This is a genomic window from Chryseobacterium sp. MA9, from assembly GCF_024399315.1.
Taxonomy (GTDB): domain Bacteria; phylum Bacteroidota; class Bacteroidia; order Flavobacteriales; family Weeksellaceae; genus Chryseobacterium.
On the sequence record NZ_CP075170.1, the window covers coordinates 304,962 to 325,018 of the forward strand.

14 protein-coding genes are annotated in these 20,057 nt (G+C 37.6%); 4 read left to right on the plus strand and 10 right to left on the minus strand.

The features are described from left to right. Nucleotides 1-9: 9 nt before the first annotated feature. The 10 genes from KIK00_RS01360 to KIK00_RS01405 form a co-directional block, all read right to left on the minus strand. A complete protein-coding gene (locus KIK00_RS01360; protein ID WP_255814782.1) occupies nucleotides 10-918 on the minus strand; it encodes an alpha/beta hydrolase in 909 nt (302 codons plus the stop codon). Nucleotides 919-1,001: 83 nt separating this feature from the next. Next, nucleotides 1,002-2,669: a glycoside hydrolase family 28 protein gene (locus KIK00_RS01365; RefSeq protein ID WP_255814783.1), complete on the minus strand. Its 1,668-nt coding sequence runs from the start codon at nucleotides 2,667-2,669 to the stop codon at nucleotides 1,002-1,004. A gap of 1 nt (nucleotide 2,670) precedes the next feature. Further along, the gene (locus tag KIK00_RS01370; protein WP_255814784.1) at nucleotides 2,671-3,516 is read right to left on the minus strand and encodes a rhamnogalacturonan acetylesterase; all 846 of its coding nucleotides are present in this window, start codon (nucleotides 3,514-3,516) and stop codon (nucleotides 2,671-2,673) included. 152 nt (nucleotides 3,517-3,668) lie between these two features. After that, nucleotides 3,669-5,312, minus strand: a complete 1,644-nt coding sequence (locus KIK00_RS01375; RefSeq protein WP_255814785.1) for a glycoside hydrolase 43 family protein — start codon at nucleotides 5,310-5,312, stop codon at nucleotides 3,669-3,671. An 86-nt stretch (nucleotides 5,313-5,398) separates the two neighbouring features. Then, nucleotides 5,399-6,652, minus strand: a complete 1,254-nt coding sequence (locus KIK00_RS01380) for a glycoside hydrolase family 105 protein (protein WP_255814786.1) — start codon at nucleotides 6,650-6,652, stop codon at nucleotides 5,399-5,401. An 11-nt stretch (nucleotides 6,653-6,663) separates the two neighbouring features. Next, a complete protein-coding gene (locus tag KIK00_RS01385) occupies nucleotides 6,664-7,659 on the minus strand; it encodes a DUF4861 family protein (protein ID WP_255814787.1) in 996 nt (331 codons plus the stop codon). Nucleotides 7,660-7,714: 55 nt separating this feature from the next. Beyond that, on the minus strand, nucleotides 7,715-9,124 hold the full coding sequence (locus KIK00_RS01390) for a polysaccharide lyase family 1 protein (RefSeq protein ID WP_255814788.1): 1,410 nt from the start codon (nucleotides 9,122-9,124) through the stop codon (nucleotides 7,715-7,717). A gap of 32 nt (nucleotides 9,125-9,156) precedes the next feature. Beyond that, nucleotides 9,157-10,179: a pectinesterase family protein gene (locus tag KIK00_RS01395; protein ID WP_255814789.1), complete on the minus strand. Its 1,023-nt coding sequence runs from the start codon at nucleotides 10,177-10,179 to the stop codon at nucleotides 9,157-9,159. 75 nt (nucleotides 10,180-10,254) lie between these two features. Continuing rightward, complete coding sequence (locus KIK00_RS01400) at nucleotides 10,255-12,090, minus strand: RagB/SusD family nutrient uptake outer membrane protein (protein ID WP_255814790.1); 1,836 nt, start codon at nucleotides 12,088-12,090, stop codon at nucleotides 10,255-10,257. Nucleotides 12,091-12,104: 14 nt separating this feature from the next. After that, complete coding sequence (locus tag KIK00_RS01405; protein ID WP_255814791.1) at nucleotides 12,105-15,122, minus strand: TonB-dependent receptor; 3,018 nt, start codon at nucleotides 15,120-15,122, stop codon at nucleotides 12,105-12,107. 875 nt (nucleotides 15,123-15,997) lie between these two features. On the opposite strand from KIK00_RS01405, the gene kduI reads away from it, so the two are divergent. The 4 genes from kduI to KIK00_RS01425 are packed head-to-tail and all read left to right on the plus strand — an operon-like array spanning nucleotide 15,998 to nucleotide 20,056. Further along, nucleotides 15,998-16,834, plus strand: a complete 837-nt coding sequence (kduI, locus tag KIK00_RS01410; RefSeq protein WP_255814792.1) for a 5-dehydro-4-deoxy-D-glucuronate isomerase — start codon at nucleotides 15,998-16,000, stop codon at nucleotides 16,832-16,834. A gap of 8 nt (nucleotides 16,835-16,842) precedes the next feature. Beyond that, complete coding sequence (locus KIK00_RS01415) at nucleotides 16,843-17,625, plus strand: gluconate 5-dehydrogenase (protein ID WP_255814793.1); 783 nt, start codon at nucleotides 16,843-16,845, stop codon at nucleotides 17,623-17,625. Between the two features lie 18 nt (nucleotides 17,626-17,643). Beyond that, complete coding sequence (gene uxaC / locus KIK00_RS01420; protein WP_255814794.1) at nucleotides 17,644-19,041, plus strand: glucuronate isomerase; 1,398 nt, start codon at nucleotides 17,644-17,646, stop codon at nucleotides 19,039-19,041. A 10-nt stretch (nucleotides 19,042-19,051) separates the two neighbouring features. Next, the gene (locus KIK00_RS01425) at nucleotides 19,052-20,056 is read left to right on the plus strand and encodes a sugar kinase (protein ID WP_255814795.1); all 1,005 of its coding nucleotides are present in this window, start codon (nucleotides 19,052-19,054) and stop codon (nucleotides 20,054-20,056) included. Nucleotide 20,057 lies beyond the last annotated feature (1 nt).

Below are 20,057 nucleotides of genomic sequence, written 5' to 3' on the forward strand. Positions count from 1 at the left end.
GGTTAAAAATTATTTCAAAACTTTATTTAAAAAAATAACGGTATAGTTCAATGTCTCAGTAAACCATGGTTCTGCTGACCAGAATGAATGGGGTGAATCTTTAATTTCATGAAATTCAGTGGGAATATTGTAAGCTTTTAATTTTTTCATCATATCATCTCTTCCTGCATGAAATCTGGGCTGGGAACTGTTGATGAAAAGGGTAGGTGGTGTATTTTTATCTATATATTCCAAAGGTGAGGCCTCTGCCCAGTTCTTTAGGTGTGTATTCCGGTCTCCACCCAGCCAGTACGCGGCATAAGTACTTTCTTCAGCTTCAGGATGAATAAAAGAAACAATTCCGTCGATATTGATGATAGCCTTTATATTATTTTTCTTTCGTACTCCAACCAGAGTTGCCATCTGCGCTCCGGCAGATTCGCCCCAAACTGCTATTTTCTTTTTATCTAAAGAATATTCTTTGTGATGTGTCCGTATCCACAGAATAGCGCTTTCTATGTCTTCAATTCCGGCAGGATATTTCGCAGCATCCGAAAGACGATAACCAACAGCGATCACTACAAATCCTTTTGAAGCTAATTCCATGGCCATATATTTTTCATTTTCCTTACTGCCTGAAATCCATCCACCACCATGAACCATTGTGATCCCTGCATGTTTTTTTGAGGTATCAAGAGGGTAGTATATATCAGCTTTTAATGAGGTTCCGTGAATGTTGGTGTACTCAATATCCCTGTCGATTCCAATGTTTTTAGGAACAGGACGGTCAATAGGTGTAATAAAAGTATATTTTTTCTTTAATTTTTCAAAAGTTCCTTCATTGGTGTAAGGAGAAGCATTCGGTCTGCTTATCTGCCCGAATGCCATCGTCCCTACGAAGAAAATAGAAATATAAGTATGTCTTTTGTTAAAAATCATCCGATAAGGGAATTTCTTAATTTTATAGATGTTGGAAAACTGCAGAGATGTAAAGTGGTTTTTTGCATCTTTGAGGTAATTAACTACTTAACTGCGTTCTTCGATACCTCCGTTCCTATGGAAATTGCAGTCTTATCAGATAGTACATCTTTTGGTAGAACTACAGCTGTGGTTTTGCTTCCTAAGACTTTGACATAAGGTTTGACCGGTGATTCAAATTTTACAGTGGAAAGGTTAATATTTTTACTGTTGTAAACCGTTGCTCCCGTTCCTTCTGTATATTTAAAGATTACATTCTTTAATTGAATGCCGTCTGCATCCACGATGGTAAATGCTTTCTTGGTATCAAATTTTGAATCTTCAATCACTATATTTTTGAGGTTCATTTCAGAAAGACCAAATAATGTGATGGCTTCGTAAGAATTGACTGCATTGATGTTCTTAAAGAATATATTTCTGAAGATTGGAGTTTCCTCTGTTACCGGATATATTTTTTCAGGGGTCTTATTCCCTTCCAGCTTCTGTCCGTCTTCTAAAACCGGGGAGGCACCTTCGTAGAACATATTGAAACCGATAGTCTGTGTGGGAATATTAATCATATCAATATTTTTGATGTAAATATTCTCAACAATTCCTCCTCTTCCACGGGTGGTTTTAAAACGAAGCCCGATATCTGTTCCTATAAAAGTACAGTCGGAGACATGAATATTTCTAGCACCTCCGGACATTTCACTTCCTACAACAAAACCTCCATGACCGTGATATACAATATTGTTTTTGATGATGACATTTTCGGTAGGCATTCCTCTTTTTCTACCGTCTTCATTTTTCCCTGATTTAATACAGATCGCATCATCACCCACATCGAATGTATTATCATAGATTAACACATTTTTACAGGATTCCAGGTCTACGCCGTCACCATTTTGTGAGAACCACGGATTTCTTACGGTAAGGTTTCTTAAAATCAGATTGGAGCACATCAGCGGGTGAAGATTCCATGCCGGGGAATTCTGAAAGGTAGGGCCATCTAGCAATACTTTGTCACAGCCTACCAGACTTACCATTACCGGGCGCAGAAAGTCTTTTACAGTATTCAGTTCATCTTTAGAGATCTTATCAGGAACATTGAAGTTTGAGCTGCTTTCGAATCCTTTTTTATAGCTTTCGGAAGGGTACCATGTTTTGCCGTCGGAAGATAATATTCCGCCAGATTTTATGATTTCTTTCCATTCCGACTCTGCTACTTTACTTTTTTTGATGGCTCTCCAGGCATCTCCGCTTCCATCAATGATACCTTTTCCTGTGATGGCGATATTGGTGGCGTTTTTAGCAGAAATAGGAGACTGGCATCGAATGGTATTGAGTCCTTCAAAACTTATGTCTACCAATGGATAATCATTTTTATCTTTGCTGAAAATGATAAAGGCTCCTTCTTCTATTTGCAGATTGATATTACTTTTCAGTTCAATAGGTCCAGTGAGCCACATTCCTCTTGGTACAATCAGTTTTCCGCCTCCTTTTTTGCTAAGGTCATCAATTGCCTTTTTGAAGGCCTGTGTATTTTTTACATTTCCACCTGAAATTCCTCCGAACTGGGTGATAGAAACCGTATTGGCAGGAAAAGAGGTTTCTGCAACCTGAGGCATGGTAAACTCAATGTTCTTATAAATATCCAGATTCTGGGCATATATCTGCCCTGAAAACATCATTGCTGCTGCTAAACTGATAATGGTAAGTGACTTCTTCATGTTATTTTCTTGGAGTTTTAATTATATTTTTAAATTCCTGATAGACTATTGAAGCCACTGCTTTTGCTCCTTCCGGCTGAAAATGAGTATTGTCTTTCTGTCCTTTAGAGTAAGCTTCGTAAGTATTTTCCGGAAGATTCATAAAATAGTGGTTTGTGGTAAAATCCTGTCCTTTTTTAGTAAAATATTCCATGGATAATTTGTTTAAATCAATGTAAGGAACATTCATTTCTTTAGCAATATCGATGGGGGCCTGCCAATATTCTCCATGCACATTTTCAAGTTTTCCGTCTTTCCAAGGGTAATTTCTTGCTACAGGGGTTAGAATAACAGGATTTCCACCTTTTTGTCTTGTCTGTGAAACAAATAACCGCAAAAATTCTTTATACCCCTGAATATTCACATAGCGCTCAGGATGCTTTTCTGAACCGTCATTATGCCCAAATTGAATGATCACATAATCATTGGGCTGAAGATGTTCATAAACATAACGCCATCTTCCTTCCTGGAAAAAAGTTCTTGTGCTTCTTCCGCCATGGGCCCTGTTAATAACGGCCACCGAATCTGTAGTGATAGCTGGCTTAAGAGCTTTAAGACTGTCTTTTATAAAGAAAGGCTGAAATACCTGTCCCCAGCCTGTGATGGGATACCGAACTTTCATATAATCTTTTCCGGGATCATAATCTCCTGTGTAATCAGCCATTGTAGAGTCTCCGATGAGGTAGATGTGAGTTATTTTTCTATCTGGTTTTACTGTCGTCTTTTGTGCTATATCCTGCGACTGACATGCTGAGAGCAGCATCACACTGAATAAAAATGAAACGGTTTTATATTTTCTTTTCTTCATGACTCTTTGTTTGTTGGTTTACCGCAAAAACGCATGGTTTTAGTTCTTTACTCTTTATTTTAGGCGAAAAAAACAAAGATTTCCAGCAAGTTGACTGGTTGTTAATTTTATTGAAAATAATACCTTTGCGTCTTAGCGTTTACCTGCATTATTTATTTTTTAGTTATTCTAAACCATTCAAAATCAGCATAGCCACCTCGTGGTGCTTTTGCAGTACTGATGCTGTACAAACCTACTTTTGCTCCAATCCATTTTCCGGGTTTTGCTTGAAAAATTTCACCGGCTTTGATGAAGTTTTTACCGTTTTCGCTGTAGCTGAATTGGCATAAACCATTAGGTTCATTGACATTTACTTTTAAATAAGCTTCGTTATTTTTTAATTGAGTTTCAAATAATATTTTTTCTTCCCCGCCTTTATCTGCTTTCTCCGCTTTTCTTAATTGGAGATAATAGCCATCAGGCTTGTTGGTGATCACTAATGATGCGTGATCTAGTCCCATGATTAATAATCCTGCGGTTTTTCCTTCTTTGGCATCTTCGGGAGTTAGCTTCACCTTTGTTGATGCTGCAAAATTAGGAGCCGGAAATTTTTGGGTTAACAGATTCGGGACATTCCAGAGGTTTTTTTCTCCTTCAGCAACTTTGATAGAGAATAGTCTTAAAAAATTTTGTCCGGGAAGTTTGGAAGACCATACAATATTTTCATTAGCACTCCATTGCCATTGCAATCCTAGTTTTTTTTCATCAAATTCATCAGTTTCCGGAGGAGTGGAAATAGGATAGTATTGTCCAATATCAGGCTTTTTATATGTTAAAACAGGTTCGCCAATCCCGTTTTTATTATGATCAATCCCCATTACCGGCCAGTCTTTTTCCCATTTCATAGGCTGCAGGTGAATAATTCTTCCTCCGGCATCCACATCCTGAAAATGATAAAACCAGTCTTCACCAGATGGAGTATCTACCCAGGCTCCCTGATGAGGTCCGTTGATGGTTGTTAAACCTTGTTCCAATATTATTTTCTCTTCATAAGGGCCATAAATATTTTTTGATCTTAGTGCGAGTTGCCATCCTGTCGCCACACCTCCAGCAGGGGCAAAAATGTAATAGTAGCCATTTCTTTTATACATTTTAGGACCTTCAATGGTAGGATGTGCATCATGACCATCAAAGATATGGATGCCTTTATCCAGAACTTTTGTTCCTTCAGGATTCATTGTATTAAGAGTTAAAATACTTTTTACTCCGGCACGGCTTCCTGCCCAGCCATGAATAAGGTAAGCATTTCCGTCTTCGTCCCAGAACGGGCATGAATCTATTAATCCTTTTCCTTCCATTACCAACAAAGGTTTTTCCCAAGTTCCCAGAGGATCTTTGGTTTTCACCATGTAAATTCCAAAATCCGGATCACCCCAATAAATATAGAATTCCCCTTTATGAAATCTTATGCTTGGTGCCCAGACTCCATCACCTCTTTTTGGAGTGGCAAAATGTTCCAGAGGAAGGATGTCCTGAATAGCATAATTAACCAGTTTCCAGTTGATCATATCTTTGGAATGCAGGATGGGAAGTCCCGGAGCTTCATTGAAACTGGACGCAGTCATATAATAATCACTGCCAACACGAATAACGTCCGGATCTGAGTAGTCTGCATACAGAACCGGATTTCTGTAATTTTTTCCCTGATCAGCGGTCCAGACTTCAGAAACAGAGTTTTTTTCCTGTCCCTGAAGATAACCTGATGCTACTGAACTTGCCGTAATGGCAATGATATTTAAAATATTTTTCGTCTTCATACAATCAATTATACTTTACCTGTCTTATCACCCCATGTCAAGGTTTTAAACCTTGACATGGATGGAGTACGGCTTCTCAATCCTTTTTATTTTTCAAATTCTAAACTCGCCAGGATAAAAGGGCCGGTTCCCTTTGGATCGTTGGAACGAATTTCTTCATTTACGTAATATTCATAAGAGCCGCTTCTGTAAGGTGTTCCGCCTAATCCTGCCACTGCACAGCATTTATTCAAGCTTACCACACCGTTTTCATCTACAGTGATTAAGTTTTTGATAATGCCTTCATATCCTTTTTTTGCGTAAGCTTTATATGATTGGGGCAAATATCCTTGGTTTACAGATTTTATCATGGTGTATACAAACATGGATGAACCTGTGGCTTCCAGATAATTTCCTTTTTCTCCTCCTTTATCCAGTACCTGATACCAAAGTCCTGTTTTGGAATCCTGCACTTTGATAACAGCATCAGAATAAGATTTTAAGTAAGAAATCAGCTTTGTTCTTCCTGGATGATTCTTAGGCAAATAATCCAATACATCCACCATAGCCATTCCGTACCAGCCCATCGCTCTTGACCAGAAGTTGGGTGAGAGTCCTGTTTCTTTGTCTGCCCATTGCTGTTGACGGCTTTCGTCCCAAGCATGATAAAGGAGACCTGTTTTCTTGTCTAAAAGGTGCTTTTGAATCAGGTCAAACTGATTGATGATATCATTATAAGCTTTTTCATCTTCTTCTCCTTTTGAGAAATATTGGGTGTAGTGCGCGTAAAATGGTTCTCCCATATATAATCCGTCCAGCCACATCTGGTTGGGATAAATTTTCTTATGCCAGAATCCGCCTTCTGAGGTTCTGGGCTGGCCGTCAATCTGAGAACGCAGGGTTTGCAGGGCTTTTAAATATTTATCTTTTTTCTCCTGCTGATAGAGGTAGAGAAGAACATTTCCACAATTCAGCATATCGATATTGTATTTGGAAAGATCATAAGAAACGATGCTTCCATCTTCTTTTACCATTGTGTCACCAAAGGTTTTGATATATTGATAATATTCTTTGTTTCCTGTTTTTTCATATAATCTTTCTGCACCTTCCAGTACGATTGCTGTCGGATAGCTCCATTTCGGGGCTTTGTTGTAGTCCAGCATCCAGGCTTCAGGGAAACGTTTTATTTCAGAAAGAAGCATTCTTTGAGACCAGGGAAGCTTTTCAGAAATTTTCCTGTTTGTTTCCGATTGTATTTCTGATGATAGGTTTTGCAATGGTTTTTGAGCACAGGAAAAAAAGAATCCGGAACATACGGTTGCAAGTGCATAGATTTTAATAGAATGGTTGATAAAGTTCATGATTTTAAACTTTAAAGTTGATGAGTTTTATCGAGAATATCCAGCTTTTTATCCAGATCCTGATAAAAAGACTCTTCGGTTGTTAAGCCATTGGGTTCCTGAGACCAGGCTCCCATAAAGTAATAGGATACATTTTTAGTTTTTTTGAAAATGATGGTATGGGTAGATTTTGTTTTTACATATTTGTCGAAGCTGTCAAGAGGGTAGAAGATTGCCATTCCCAGATTGTCTTCTTTTTTCGCCAGAGTCTGCTGTCCATAAGTAGCAATATAGGCCCATTTTTTATTTTTACTGATTCCTTGTTTCATTGGGATGTCTTCGAAGGCAACGATTCCGGTACAAAGACCTGAAAGGCTGCTGTTCAGATTAAGATCTACTTTTACGAAACGGTCTTTGGGAAAAATCGTCAGTTTTGATTGCAGATCTACGGCATCACCCCAGGTTTTCCAGCCTTGGTAGTTAATAAGGGTATAAGACTGATCTTTTTCATTGATTACTTTTGCGGTTGTACTTTTTACGATTTTAAAGGTTTCAACATAATCATTCTGATCATCATATCTTCCATAAGAGCCAATTCCGATGGTACGGCCGGATTTCAGAATATCCTGACCCCATGGAGCATCATGATGATAAGATTCAAAGCCGTCTTGTCCCACTTCCGGAAGTACAAGTCCTGTTACTTTCTTACCGAAAATGTCTGTAGCATTTCTCCAGTCCAGATAGAGCCTGTAGCCGATCTGGTTGTTTTCAAGACCGATTCCTTCATATCTTATATAAGAAGAGTGATCTGTATGAGCTTCAGGAATGGTAAGTTCCTGAACATTTTTGAAAGCTCCTCCGATATATTGACTGCCTTGCCATTTTCCGCCTTCTTTTACAGACAGTTCAGCATACGAAAATGGTGCTTTGGGGTTTTTCTTAATGGCTTCAACTACAGAAGTCTGTGCTGATAAATTTGTGCTGATAAAAGCTCCTGCTATGACTATTTTAAATAAACTAAGTTTCATATTTTTCCTGTTTGGGTTACCGATTTCTGATTAAGAGTTTTCATGGTTAATAGTTTTATTCATCGGTTATTTTACGGACAATATCATTTATGTACACTTCTATATTGTCGTAGTTTTTATCCAGATCTCTGCCGTTGGCATTGGCTGTTTTGGGGTTTAAAAGATGTTTAATTTCCCATTCATCCGGCATTCCGTCATTGTCTGAATCGGGGAGGGGGGATGACTGTTTTAAAAGTGGAAATCCGCCTGTATCATTTTGCGAATCAATGATTCCATTTTTACTTCCTTTTGAACCTTTATAAGTAAAGCTTCCGGTTTCAATATCTTTTATAACATGAAGATCAACGGCATCTCTTACCAAGCTTGCTCCGCCAAATTTTATGACTTTTCTATAAGCTTCCTCTGCAGATTGTGTTTTGATATTATTTTCAATATCATGAGGCTTAGTGATTTGAATAGATTTTCTATCTTTTTCTGTTAAGTTGTACGCTGTTTTCATTTGATCAAAAACAGCTTTTGTCCAGTTATCCTTGGTAATTTCAGGGTTTCCTTCCACTACATTTCCGTTGATGTAGTATTTGCCCCAGATATTATAAACTTCTGTTTTTGGATTTTCATTTTTATCGATGGCGACAATACGTTTTCTGGTTAGGGTTGCAGGTCCGGGTTTGTAATAATTATTGATGATATTCACGTTCATGCCTTCACCTCCGTACATGCTGTTATGTCCCCAGTTGTAGATAAGATTATTCCTGAAATCAGTAAGATCTGTGAGAGCAAATTTGCTTCCTGCGTATTCACCCAGTCTTGGATTTCTGCTGTCGTGATGAGCATATATATTATGATGGAAGGATGCGAATTTACCTCCTGCAATTCCACCGTAGCCATGAGCACCTTTCTGATGGACAGAGTTTCTCAGACTTTCCGCAATGATGCACCATTGAAGGGTCGTTTTTTCATTAGCGTAAATAGAAACAGTTTCGTCTGTAGACCAGCTCATCGAGCAATGATCCACCATAAGATTTTTGATAAATCTTGCTCCCAAAGCATCTCCTTCAAACTTTTTCTGATCTCCCATTCTGAATCTCAGGAAACGGATAATGACATTATCAGCAGCTACAAATGTTTCATAATTGGCAATGGTAATTCCATCTTCGGGAGCGGTTTGTCCGGCAATAGTAACATTGCCTTCTTTTATTTTTAAAGGAGATTGTAGATAAATTGTTCCACTAGTTTTAAATACAATATATCTCGGCCCTTTTTTATTCAAAGCATATCTTAAGCTTCCCTCAGAATTATCGTCTTTCAGATGGGTGACAAAATATACCTTTCCGCTGCGTCCGCCTGTTGTGAATCTTCCAAAACCTTCAGCACCGGGAAAACTCAATACTTCCTGTGCGTTAGCCAGCATGGAAATACTGCATAAAAAACCTGTGCTGAACAGTTTGATGAAGTTTTTTGTCATAATTGAAGGTTCTCTTGTGAAGTAGGTTTAATTTATTGCAAGCTTTTTTTTATGTCCCAGTTATCTTTTCCTTTAAGAATATTCTCCGGAGTATATTTTTTTCTTTCTTCTCTATTTAATTGATGAGACCATGCAACTCTTTGAGTGATGTTGGCTCCAGTTCCTTTTGAATTACTTTCTGCATAAAATGCTGTCTTTTCCGCTTCTGGTTTATTCCAGTTGTGCCATCCTTCAGGCTTTATGGTTGAATTGAGCTCACAGTTAATATAAACTGTCTTAGCAAAAGGTCTCCACGGTCTTCCCAGATATACGGAGTGGTCTTTTGCATTTCCAATAATTTTTGAATTGATAAAAACAAAACCAAACTCATTTCCCTGTGGAGTAGAAGCTGCTGTAACATAGCTTGCCGTTTCTTTGGAATAAATGATACAGTTTTCAAAAACGGCAGTTCCCGCTCCAAAAATATAATCAGTAGTTCCCTCGATATAACAGTTTTTAAAATAATTTCTGGATGGTTTTGTTTTGTCCTCCAGATCCTGAGCTCCTTTTAAATATAAAGTATCCTGATTGCCTGAAAATTTACAGTTCTCAAACGCAATTCTGTCACCGGAGGTTAATACGGAAACAGCCTGTCCGACTCTTCCGGAACTGTTTTCAAACGAAATATTTCTTGCTGTAAAATCATTTGAGTAAATAAATATTGTTGATGAGCCTGTAGTTCCGATCTCTTTTCCTTCCATGTTCTTTTTTGAGGCATAATCATCGTAAGTAATCATCGTTTTTTCAGGATTTTCACCTTCCAGAAGTATAGGGCCCTTTGTTTCGGGGATAGTAATCTTTTCTTTATAAATCCCTGCTTTAATAAAAACTTTTGTTCTTGTTGAAGAATTGTTTTCAATGGCATTTATTGCTTGCTGAACGGTTGTAAAGTCACCCTTTCCGTCTTTCGAAACCACAATGGTTTTATCTTTGATTCTGAAAGAAAGGAGACTGAATAAAGCAATCAGGATGACAGAAAGCAGAGCTGTGTTTTTAAAAAACATGGAATATTTCATAAAGCATTTTTGAGGTAAAATACAGACTGACCTCTGTGGGAGACAGCCTGTACTTTGATATGAATGTTAAACTATCTAATATCCGTAATCCTGAGTAAGGTTATAATTTGAATTAATCACATCCAGTGCAATAGGAAGAAGTTCCTTTTTGTTTGGCTGGAAATAATAAGCATAACTTTTCACAGGGTCTCCGTTAATATAAGGCTGTGTCATAGCCAGTCTCCAGTTTACTTTTGTATATCCTGAAGGGGTGGCAACACTTTGATTAGGATTATAGAAAACATCAGCTTTGCTAATGCCGTTGACATAGATGTCCATATCCAGTACGTTTTGCTGGGCAGTTTTTGTTGGAACATAATTGACAACAGTGGAAGCCGGTTTCTTATAAAATATATATTCAGGAACATTGGCATAAGCTCCGGTACCATTCATGAAATCTGTGAGTTTCTGTCTGGTTTCATTGATCTTTGTTTCCAGAAGATTCCAGCGGATCAGATCATATTTTCTCAGACCTTCGCCTCCGAATTCCAGTAATCTTTCCTGAACAATATACTTAAAGAACTCATTCTTGGTAGTAGGGATAGTTCCTACCTGACTTAGATTTCCAGCATAAGCTCTTTGTCTTACTGCCATTACAGCATCAATGGCTTCCTGGGAAGGCGCGCCATGAAGTTCATTGTCAGCTTCAGCAAACATTAATAAAATATCTGCATATCTTAGTAATGGCCAATCAATTCCTAAGTTCTGGGAAGTTCCTGTAATGCTCGTCCATGATTTTCTGAATTTTCCGTCATTCCAGTTGATGGAAGTCTGAAGATCTTCCTGTTTTGAAGTACTTACTCTGAAAATGGCAATATTAACATCTCTTCTTAAATCATATTTACTAAATTCATAGAAATACGTAGGAATAGCACTGATACCTCCAGCTGATTTCCAGTCAGAATCATCATGTCTTAAGCCATTATAATAGCCGATTTTTGAATCCGTTCTGGAATTTCCACCAAAGGCTCCGATGGCAAAAATAATCTCATTTGTCGTATCCGGACTGTTTGTATGCAGTGATCTGAAAAGTCCTTCATAGCTTGGATTCAGCTTATGCTGTCCGGAATTGATAATGTCTTTGCATTCATCATAAGCAATCTGATAATATTTCTGAGGATTTGTGCCTTGCGTCATAAGTTGTGGACTTCTTCTAAGGGAATATCCGGCTCTTGCCAAAGCAATTCTTGCTCTTAATCCTTTTACAGCTGCTTTGGAAAGTCTTTGTGGGGTTGTTCCTCCTTCAGATTTCCATGGTACGAGAGCTGATGCTTTAGCCAGATCGTCAAGAAGTTTTTCATAAATTATATCACGGTCTGTTTTCGGAAGATAAACGGATGGAAGATCTGCTGATGGAGCATCCTGGAAAGGAACATCTCCCCAGTTTTTAATGAGATCATAATAGAATAATGCTCTCAATGTTAATGCTTCTCCCAGATAGCGGTCCATCAGCTTTTTATCGGCTACAGATCCGGTTTGGTAAACTGGAGAAAGAGGGATGTTTTTGATCACAAGATTAGCTCTTTCAATGCCGGTGTAAGTATCCAGAAAAGGTCTTAATAATTCCGTATTGGTAGGAACAGCACCAAAACAGCTGACTCCTCTTCTGTCGTTGGCATTATAGTCTCCGGACGTTCTGAGATCGTCTCCGGATTGAGAAAGGATGAGATTCATTCTTTGCCCGTAAGTATTATCACCCATAGCGCTGTTATAGACTCCAACAAGGGCAGCAAAAGTATCTGGTGCTGAATCGAATTGTTGTTTTTCAGCTGTATTGGAAAGATTTTCTACCTCTAGATAATCACTGCAGGAATTAAGAGTAACCACGCAGGCAAGAGATAAGAAAAGGCTTGAAAATTTATTTTTGTTCATAGCTAGCATTCGTTTTAGAAAGTAATATCTACTCCTGATAGGATAAATCTGCTTCTTGGATAAGCAGAATAATCTACTCCGGGAGTTAATGGATTTCTTCTTGTATTGGCTTCCGGATCAAATCCCGAATAGCCGGTAATCGTAAATAAATTATTAACGGTAGCATACAATCTCAGGTTTTTAACCCCAATTGCGTCCAGAGATCCTTTTGGAAGGCTGTATCCTATAGTCAGGTTATTCAGTCTTAAGAAAGAGCCGTCTTCAATGGCATAAGAATGAAGGAAATATGCTCCTGCAGGAGGTGTCCACATCGTTGTATTGGCATTAAGAGCAGCAAGGGCAGTAGGATCTGTCACTTTATTTCCTGCATTATCAAACCATCTCCAGCGGTCTGCCACTTCAGCAAGCATATTATTATCTTTATACAGATATTGAGTAGTATATTCTATTTTGTTGGCATTATACACTTTGTTTCCAATTGAGAAATTGAAAAGTAAACTCATATCCCAGTTCTTGTAACGGAATGTCTGAGTAAAACCGCCATAGAATTTAGGCTGTGCGCTTCCAAGATCAGTCATATCTTTGTTGTCAATCACTCCGTCGCCATTCAGATCCTGAAGTTTGAGATCTCCTGGCTGTACAGGTTTTGCACCATTAGCTACTGCAGCAGAACTTGCAATTCCTCCCTTTAAAGTATAAATCTGCGTGGCTGCATCATAATTAAAATCACTTACTTCATACCTTCCTGCGGTAACATATCCCCAATAAGTACCTACCGGTTTACCTACCTGCACAAGGAAGTCAAACAGATTATTCTGCCATCCGGAAGGGTAGTAGTAGGAATTAGCACTTGCAGAGGCATTGCTTCCTAAGCTTTTGATGGTATTTCTGTTAGAAGAGATATTGGCGTCAATTTTCCAAGAGAAATTTTCTTTACTGATGATTGTACTTCCCATTGATAATTCTATCCCTTTGTTTTCACTGCTTCCTGAGTTTTGATATTGATACTCGTATCCGGAAGTCTGTGGGATTTTCGCCAGCAGTAAAAGGTCTTTTGTGTGGGTTTTGTAGACATCAAGCGTTCCGTAAAGTCTTCCCTGAAAGAAACCAAAATCTAATCCTGCATTATAAGAGGTAGCTGTTTCCCATTTTACACTAGGATTAGCCATAATGTTTCCGGTGGTAGCTCCTGGTGTTACACTGGTTCCGAAAGCATATCCATAATCCGAAGAAGAAGTAAAGAATGTATCATATAAAAAAGCTCCGATTCTGTTATTTCCTGATTTTCCGTATCCCAAACGAAGTTTCAGTTCATTAACAAAATTGCTTTGTTTTAAGAAATTTTCTTCTTTGATTTTCCAGGCTAAAGAGGCTGCCGGAAAATATCCCCATTGGTTAGGTCCTGGCTTGAAAACGCTGGAACCGTCCGCTCTCATTGAAACAGTTGCAATATATTTGTTGTTGTAGATATAATTTACCCTTCCAAAGAAAGATGCCAAACGATCTACTTCTCTTGCTGTTTTAGGAGCATCCTGAACCATTCCTGATGGCGGTGAAGCCAGCTGTGAATTGGCAAAAGCTTCCTGTGCCGAAGAAGATTTCGGGAACCATTTGATATTAATGGAAGTAGATTCGCCATCTGTTCTCACGGTTTCCTGACCTGCTAAGAGATCAAATTTATGATTTCCAAATGCTCTTTTATAATTCAGGGTGTTGGTATTGGTGATTCTTCTGGTTTGAGAATTACTCATAAATACAACCGGCTGGTCATTGTTCTGTCTTGCAAGGCTAGTAACCGGACCGGAAAACTGATTGACGATCTGATCCCTCTGCACGTATCCGATTACACTTCGGAAAGTAAAATCTTTGCTGATTTTATATTCAATTGTTCCGTTCAGTAATAAATCGTTTCTTCCGCTTTCTTTTACTTCGTCGTTAGCCAGTAAAACTGGGTTTACAAGGTTGGTCTGATCTGCAAATAAAGGATCAAATTCGTCAACATCCACTGTAGATCCGCCTTCAAAAGGCTGATATCTGATGGCATTTCTCAATCGGTTTGTGCTTTGTGATCCGGATGCAGATGTTCCTGCTCCGTAGATCATCTGACGGCTGTAACGGGCATTCAGACCAATGCTCAGTTTTTTTGAAATATCATAATCATATCTGAAGTTGGCCATATTACGCTTAAATCCGGAACCAATCATAATACCATCTTCCTCCACGTTATTAAGTGTCAAAGAAAATGCAGAATTTTCAGATCCTCCGGATAATGCCACATTATGTGTAAAGTTGAATGCTTCTCTTCCGAAAAGCCTATCCTGCCAGTTTACATTCTTGACAGATTTATACTTATCCAGCTGATCAAAAGTTCCGTAACGTCCGTTAAAGGTTTCAATATCTTTTATGTCACCATTCTTATAATATTGCTCATATTGATAAAGCACATACTGATAAGGATCCAGCACATTGATCTTATTCTGAATACTTCTTACTCCTACAAAACCATTATAGTTAATCGTTGTTTTTCCCCTTTTTCTTCCGCCTTTTGTTGTGATCAGAACCACACCGTTAGCACCTCTTGACCCAAAAATAGAAGTAGAAGAAGCGTCTTTTAATACTTCAATTGATTCTATTTCTTTAGGAGACAAGATTGTCAGCGCATTATCCATTTGTATACCGTCCACAATATAGAGTGGGGCATTGCTTTGGGTAATGGAGTTTCCTCCACGGACTACAATATCCACATCTGCACCGGGAGATCCTTCACTCAGAGAAACCTGTACACCAGCCAGTCTTCCCTGGATAGCTTCAGCGGCATTGGTGGAAGGCATATCTTTAAGAGCCTCGCCTTTCACGGAAGAAACAGCGTTGGTAACATCTTTTTTGGAAACCTTTGTATAGCCTACCAAAACCACATCATCCAGTTTGGTTTCTTTATCTTTTTTCGTTTCTTTTTCTTGAGCCATTGAAAGGACAGGAAGCAGAAAAACAGTTAAATATAACCACTTTATTGATTGTACTCTTTTATCCATTATGTATCCTTATAGTTTTAATTCTTGGTTGAAAGTTTTTTCAATCGTTTTTGTTTAGGATTGTTAGGTATTCTGCGGATTTTAGTGGCCATTACGTTTTTTTATCATTTTTTTACGCTTTAGTGCAATCGATTGCGTAATTTTTCATAATATTTTATTCTGGCTTCTAAACTAATATTATTTTTTAATACGCAAAGAAAAAAATATTATTTTTTCATTAATTTATTTGTTTAACATATAGATTTTAATAATATTAAAAATATATTTTCGTTTTTAATGTTTTGATTATCAATATTTTAAAACCTATATAAAGTTGCTTCAAAAAGCTTTGAAAAAAATTAATTTCTGGAGTGTTTAATTATTTTAAAATTTAAAAATTGCTTAAAAAGAAGTCTATTTTTGAGCATAAAAATTCCCGAAATTTATACTCAAGAAGAAAAATTTTACTCATTTTCTGATTTTTGTCATCTTTTTGGAATTATCATTGCCTGTGTATTTTGTTATTTTTAGTAATATTTATTATTATATATCATATGTGTATTAAATTAATCTTATTTTAATCAATATAGTATTTGTTATTTTACATGTTTTTTGGCACGGTTTTATATTTTAAGTCGAGTTACTCCCTTATTTTGGGTATTTTTATTTAGTTTTTATTTTCTTTTTTTTCTAAATTTTCCTTTGATTTTAAATTTTATTTATTTGATAATCAAAGACTTTTAAAATAAAATTAATTTTTTGTTAACTAATTAAAGATTAATTATATATTTATCCCACAAGTATTTCTGCAATTTTAGTGTAATTTTATGCAATCGATTACATTATGTTTAACGGGTTTGAGAAAACCGCAAAAAAGTAAAAGTAAAAATAGTAGTATGACACAATCAGAATTTCGTTACGCCCATCATCCTGAAGATGTAAAAAAATATACCACAGAAGATCTCAGGAGGGAGTTTCTGATCGATGATTTATTCAATGGGGATAATATAAAACTGGTCTATTCTATGTATGACAGGCTTATTGTAGGAGGTGCAATGCCCATATCAAAAGCTTTAAAACTGGTACCTACCGATGATCTGAAGGCAGAAAATTTTCTGGACAGGAGAGAACTGGGAATCATTAATGTAGGAGGTGCAGGAAAAGTAACTGTAGATGGAAATGTATATGATCTTAGAAATAAAGAAGCTTTATACATTGGAAAAGGAGCTAAGGAAGTAATCTTTGAGAAAACAGGTGAAGAACAGCCTTATTTCTATATCAATTCGGCTCCGGCGCATCATACATATCCTACAAAGAAAATTACAAAAAATGAAGCAGAAATTGTGGAGCTGGGAGATGAAAAGTATGCCAATAAGCGTACAATCAACAAACTGATTGTCAACTCTGTTTTAGAAACCTGCCAGCTTCAAATGGGTATGACTGAGCTTCATCTGGGAAGTGTCTGGAATACAATGCCTGCTCATACCCACACCAGAAGAATGGAAGCTTATTTCTATTTTGATCTGGAAGAAGGGCAGACAGTAAGCCATTTTATGGGACAGTCTCATGAAACCCGCCATCTGTTTATGACGAACAGGCAGGCAGTGTTGTCTCCGGAATGGTCTATTCACTCTGGAGTAGGGACAGCCCATTATACTTTTATCTGGGGCATGGCCGGAGAAAATATGGACTATGGTGATATGGACGGCATTAAAACAAACGAACTAAAGTAACTTTTCCAATGAATTTATTTGATTTATCCGGCAAGATAGCTGTCGTTACCGGCGGTACTCACGGGTTAGGAATGGCAATGGCAGAAGGGCTTGCCGCGGCAGGTGCTGAACTGGCAGTCACCAGTACAACGCCATCAAAACTTGAAGAAGCATTGAATTATTATCATGAAAAAGGGTATAAAGCCACAGGCTATATTTTTGATGTGACGGATGAACTGGAAGCCGCTCAGAAAGTAGCTTTAATGGAAGCTACTCATGGAAAAATAGACATTCTTGTCAATAATGCCGGAATTATCAAACGTATTCCGGCTATTGATATGGAAGTGGAAGACTTTAGAAAAGTAATTGATGTAGACCTTACCGGACCTTTTATCATGTCGAAATTAATCGGAAAATATATGATCAAAAGAAAATCCGGAAAGATTATAAACATCTGCTCTATGATGAGTGAGCTGGGGCGTGATAATGTTGTAGCTTATGCTTCTGCAAAAGGGGGACTTAAAATGCTTACCAAAAATCTGGCAACAGAGTGGGCAAAACATAATATTCAAGTGAACGGAATTGGTCCCGGATATTTTGCGACTTCTCAAACAGAGCCCATCCGCGTGGATGGAAATCCTTTCAATGATTTTATCATCAGCAGAACTCCTGAAGGAAGATGGGGTAATCCGGAAGACCTTGCCGGAACTGCGATTTTCCTTGCTTCAGATGCAAGCAGATTCATCAACGGGCAGATTATTTATGTGGATGGAGGAATCCTTGCTACCATTGGAAAACCTGCTAATGAATAACAACTGATTAAACAAAAAATGAAACCTTTTATAACAGACCAATTTTTATTACAAAATAAATACGCTGAAGAACTTTACTTCAGATTTGCAGAAAAGCAGCCTATCATAGATTATCACAATCATTTGATTCCTAAGGATATTGCAGAAGACACTGTTTTTGATAATATCTCCAAAGTTTGGATTGCTGGCGATCACTACAAATGGAGAGCCATGAGAACGATGGGTGTCAATGAAAAATTTATCACAGGAGATGCTTCAGACAAAGAAAAATTTGAAGCGTGGGCAAAAACAGTTCCGTATACTTTGAGAAATCCTCTGTATCACTGGACTCACCTGGAATTAAAAAGATATTTCGGAATTGATGAACTTTTGAATGGTGACAATGCATCTGAAATCTATGAAAACATTACCTCTCAGCTTCAAACTCCTGAGAAATCTACCAGAGGCCTGTTGAAAATGATGAATGTAGAATCTTTGTGCACCACAGAAGATCCTACAGATATTTTGAACTATCATCAGGATCTGGCGAAAAGTGATTTCAGCATCAAAGTAAGCACAGCATTCCGTCCTGATAAGGCAATTCTGATTGAAAATCACAACTTTGCAGATTACATCGCAAAACTGGGAGTATCAGCAGGTATTGAAATCAATTCTTATCAGACTTTATGTGATGCTTTGATGAAAAGGATAGAATATTTCCACGAAAACGGATGCAGACTGTGTGATCATGGCTTGAACAATATCTCTTTTGAAGAAGCTACAGAAGCAGAAGTAAATGCTATTTTCAATGATAAATTAGCAGGAAACGTAATTGCAGAAAAGCAGGTTAACCAGTATAAAACGGCTATTCTATTATTCCTTGGCGAGGCCTATCATCAATATGGATGGGTTCAGCAATTTCATTTAGGAGCCTTGAGAAATAATAATGAAAGAATGCACAGGATTTTGGGACCGGATACTGGCTGGGATTCAATCGGTGATTTTGTACAGGCGGAAACGTTATCTAAATTTTTAAACACTTTAGATGGGAAGGATAAACTGACAAAAACTATTTTATACAATTTAAATCCTGCGGATAACGAAATTTTTGCAACGATGATCGGGAATTTCAATGATGGGAGCATCAAAGGAAAAGTACAGTTTGGCTCCGGATGGTGGTTCCTTGACCAGAAAGACGGGATGATCAAACAGATGAATGCCCTTTCCAATATGGGATTAATAAGCTGTTTTGTAGGAATGCTGACAGACTCCAGAAGTTTCCTTTCTTATCCGAGACATGAATATTTCAGAAGAGTATTGTGTAATCTCTTCGGTGAAGAAATGAAAAACGGTGAATTGCCAGATGATATAGAACTGATCGGGAAGACCATTTCAGATATCTGCTACCATAATGCGAAAAATTATTTTGATTTTTAATTGAAATGTTATGGGTAAAATAGTCACATTCGGTGAAGTGATCATGAGACTTTCCCCACCTGGAAACAGAATGATGAAACAAAGCAACGAAATGGAATTCTTTTTCGGAGGAACTGAGCTGAACGTTGCTTCTTCACTAGCAACAATGGGCTGCGAAGTAAGACATATCAGTTGTGTCTCGGATGATTTTGTAGGGGAATCTGCAGTTTCTTTCATTCAAAGCTTTGGAATTGATACCACTTTCATTAATAAAAATGAATATCCCTTAGGACTGTATTTTCTTGAGGTAGGTTCATCAGTCCGTGCCAGCAGAATTGCTTACAACAGATTGAATGGCTCTTTTGCCAATATCAATCCTGAAAATATAAACTGGGAAAATTTGCTTGAAGACTGTGAATATTTTCACTGGACAGGAATCAGTCCCGGAATTTCCGAATCTGCTTACAAAGCATTGAAACAAGGTCTGAAAACCGCTCAGAATATGGAAATTGAGATTTCTACAGATCCTGCTTATCGTTCTAATCTCTGGAAATACGGTAAAAAAGGGGATGAAGTACTTAAAGAACTGGTTTCTTATTCCACAATTTTTATTGGAGGAGTGAATGAAATCAATGAAATTCTCGGGACTCAGTTTTCGTCAGACAAAGAGGGTTTCATTGAAGCCTGTAGAGAATTAAAGCAACAGATTCCTTCTGTTCATAAGGTTTTTGATAAAATAAGAATTGGTGTTACGGCAAGCACTCAGCAAACTCAGGGAAGAGCATGGGTAGATGAATCCTATTTTGAAACTGATTTTCTTGAAATTAACCCTGTTGTAGACAGAATTGGAACCGGAGATGCTTTTGCTGCAGGATTGATCTATGGTTTAAAGAATTTTGATCATAAAAAAGCCTTGAGTTTTGCCAATGCAGCCTGTGCTGTCAAGCATACCATTCCAGGAGATATCAATTATGCAAGTGTGGAAGATATTCTGGAAGTGATGAACGGAAATTCAGGAGGAAGAATAAAAAGATAAT

What these genes read in the sequence shown, in the direction of transcription:
- KIK00_RS01360 (WP_255814782.1), bottom strand. Translation starts at nt 918, where the DNA reads ATGATTTTTAACAAAAGACATACTTATATTTCTATTTTCTTCGTAGGG.
- KIK00_RS01365 (WP_255814783.1), bottom strand. Translation starts at nt 2,669, where the DNA reads ATGAAGAAGTCACTTACCATTATCAGTTTAGCAGCAGCAATGATGTTT.
- KIK00_RS01370 (WP_255814784.1), bottom strand. Translation starts at nt 3,516, where the DNA reads ATGAAGAAAAGAAAATATAAAACCGTTTCATTTTTATTCAGTGTGATG.
- KIK00_RS01375 (WP_255814785.1), bottom strand. Translation starts at nt 5,312, where the DNA reads ATGAAGACGAAAAATATTTTAAATATCATTGCCATTACGGCAAGTTCA.
- KIK00_RS01380 (WP_255814786.1), bottom strand. Translation starts at nt 6,652, where the DNA reads ATGAACTTTATCAACCATTCTATTAAAATCTATGCACTTGCAACCGTA.
- KIK00_RS01385 (WP_255814787.1), bottom strand. Translation starts at nt 7,659, where the DNA reads ATGAAACTTAGTTTATTTAAAATAGTCATAGCAGGAGCTTTTATCAGC.
- KIK00_RS01390 (WP_255814788.1), bottom strand. Translation starts at nt 9,124, where the DNA reads ATGACAAAAAACTTCATCAAACTGTTCAGCACAGGTTTTTTATGCAGT.
- KIK00_RS01395 (WP_255814789.1), bottom strand. Translation starts at nt 10,179, where the DNA reads ATGAAATATTCCATGTTTTTTAAAAACACAGCTCTGCTTTCTGTCATC.
- KIK00_RS01400 (WP_255814790.1), bottom strand. Translation starts at nt 12,090, where the DNA reads ATGAACAAAAATAAATTTTCAAGCCTTTTCTTATCTCTTGCCTGCGTG.
- KIK00_RS01405 (WP_255814791.1), bottom strand. Translation starts at nt 15,122, where the DNA reads ATGGATAAAAGAGTACAATCAATAAAGTGGTTATATTTAACTGTTTTT.
- kduI (WP_255814792.1), top strand. Translation starts at nt 15,998, where the DNA reads ATGACACAATCAGAATTTCGTTACGCCCATCATCCTGAAGATGTAAAA.
- KIK00_RS01415 (WP_255814793.1), top strand. Translation starts at nt 16,843, where the DNA reads ATGAATTTATTTGATTTATCCGGCAAGATAGCTGTCGTTACCGGCGGT.
- uxaC (WP_255814794.1), top strand. Translation starts at nt 17,644, where the DNA reads ATGAAACCTTTTATAACAGACCAATTTTTATTACAAAATAAATACGCT.
- KIK00_RS01425 (WP_255814795.1), top strand. Translation starts at nt 19,052, where the DNA reads ATGGGTAAAATAGTCACATTCGGTGAAGTGATCATGAGACTTTCCCCA.